This is a genomic window from Mesorhizobium sp. M7A.F.Ca.ET.027.03.2.1, assembly GCF_003999175.1.
Taxonomy (GTDB): domain Bacteria; phylum Pseudomonadota; class Alphaproteobacteria; order Rhizobiales; family Rhizobiaceae; genus Mesorhizobium.
Map to the genome: position 1 here is coordinate 1 of NZ_RZOM01001274.1, position 1,522 is coordinate 1,522.

The following is a 1,522-nucleotide window of genomic DNA, read 5'->3' on the forward strand; positions in this document are numbered from 1 at the left end:
GCGCAGAACCGGCTGGACGATCAGCGCGATGCGCGCATCGATGCCGCTTTCGCGGATGATGCGATCGTCGCCCTCGCTTGCCGTTGCAGTCATTGAAGCCCTGTCGTTCTCTATCAAGTTATCGGCAGGTAATAAAAAAGAGCGGGACCGGGTGGACCCACTCTTCGTCATACCGACCAAGAATTTGAGGTTGATATAGACGATGACGGCCTGTGTTTCAAGCCCGCTGTGCTGGTCGGGCAACGCCGCCATCGAGGCGGCCCGCGCCAGCGTTGCATGGGGCGCATGGCGCCTATGCGGCGACACCCATGGGATCGGCGCTGAAACGCACCTATTTATGTTGCGCCGCACAAATGTGGCTGTGCGCCATACGTGCGCGAAAGGACATGATCATGAGCAACCGCAAGATATTTTCTGCAATAGGCGACTTCTTCACCGTATTCGGCAGCGCCGTGGCCGCTTCACGGGCCGTGGAAGCCGGCCGCAGGCCGCGCGCCGACGACCTGCGCAATCTCGGCGTCGAGCCTGCCGCCTTCGATCGCATCGGCCGCCGCTTCTAGCTTTGACGCAATTCCGGACGGAAAACCGTTTCACACTTTTCCTGGAATTTCTCTAAGACCGCGAGCTTATTTCCGAATGAAGGTCAGATAGGCCGGCCGCCGGCCCTCACGAATGGCCTTGGCCTCGTAACGGGTGCCCGGCCAACCTTCATAGGAAAGGTGCCAGTCCGCCGCCTCGCAAGCCTGCCATGCGAACGCGCCATGCGCGCGGCAATGCAGCAGGGTCCAGTTGACATAGGTGTCGATGTCGGACGCGAAGCGGAATTTTGAACCAGGCTTCAGCACACGCGCGAACCGCTCGAGATTGACCGGGCTGACGAAGCGCCGCTTCCAGTGTTTCTTCTTCGGCCAAGGGTCGGGATAGAGCAGATCGATGCCGTCGAGCGAGGCTTGCGGCAGCCAGTCGAGCAGCCTTGTGGCGTCGTCGTCATAGACCCGCAGATTGGCGAGTGGTTTCTCGCGCACCGCCATCATCATCTTGGCCATGCCGTTGACGAAGGGCTCGACGCCGATAAAGCCGATCGAAGGCGCCTCGATCGCACGATGCAGGAGATGCTCGCCACCGCCGAAGCCAATCTCAAGGCGAACCGCGCGGACATCCGTCTCAAACAGAGCGTGCAGATCAGCCGGCGGTTCAGCCGTCAGATCGAGCCGATATGTGCCAAAGCCGCTTTCCAGTGCGGCCGCCTGCTGCGGACGCATGGTTTTGCCGCGCCGGCGACCGAAAAAGGCTTCGGTCGCGCGGCTTGGTCTGTCCTTCGGATCCATGGTGGGACTTTGCGGCGCCGCTGTCAGGCGGCGACCGCGTCCTTGAGCGCCTTGGCGAGATCGGTCTTTTCCCAGGAGAAAGACCCATCACGGCCGGCCTTGCGGCCGAAATGGCCGTAGGACGACGTCTTGGCGTAGATCGGCTTGTTGAGATCGAGGTGACGGCGGATGCCCGACGGCGACAGATCCATCAC

3 protein-coding genes and 1 pseudogene are annotated in these 1,522 nt (G+C 61.6%); 1 reads left to right on the forward strand and 3 read right to left on the reverse strand.

The window, feature by feature from the left end:
* Window positions 1-252: pseudogene (locus EN750_RS41160) on the reverse strand (hypothetical protein); the annotation flags it as partial.
* 140 nt (window positions 253-392) lie between these two features.
* On the opposite strand from EN750_RS41160, the gene EN750_RS33760 reads away from it, so the two are divergent.
* Window positions 393-560 carry a hypothetical protein gene (locus tag EN750_RS33760; RefSeq protein WP_013527898.1) on the forward strand — a complete coding sequence of 56 codons (168 nt, stop codon included), beginning with the start codon at window positions 393-395 and terminating at the stop codon, window positions 558-560.
* Between the two features lie 66 nt (window positions 561-626).
* Here EN750_RS33760 and EN750_RS33765 read toward each other — a convergent pair whose 3' ends face one another.
* Window positions 627-1,328, reverse strand: a complete 702-nt coding sequence (locus tag EN750_RS33765; RefSeq protein ID WP_127399232.1) for a tRNA (guanosine(46)-N(7))-methyltransferase TrmB — start codon at window positions 1,326-1,328, stop codon at window positions 627-629.
* Window positions 1,329-1,351: 23 nt separating this feature from the next.
* Window positions 1,352-1,522 (reverse strand): methionine adenosyltransferase domain-containing protein (locus EN750_RS33770; protein WP_189526662.1); only part of this gene is annotated, 171 nt, incomplete at its 5' end.

What these genes read in the sequence shown, in the direction of transcription:
- EN750_RS33760 (WP_013527898.1), top strand. Translation starts at nt 393, where the DNA reads ATGAGCAACCGCAAGATATTTTCTGCAATAGGCGACTTCTTCACCGTA.
- EN750_RS33765 (WP_127399232.1), bottom strand. Translation starts at nt 1,328, where the DNA reads ATGGATCCGAAGGACAGACCAAGCCGCGCGACCGAAGCCTTTTTCGGT.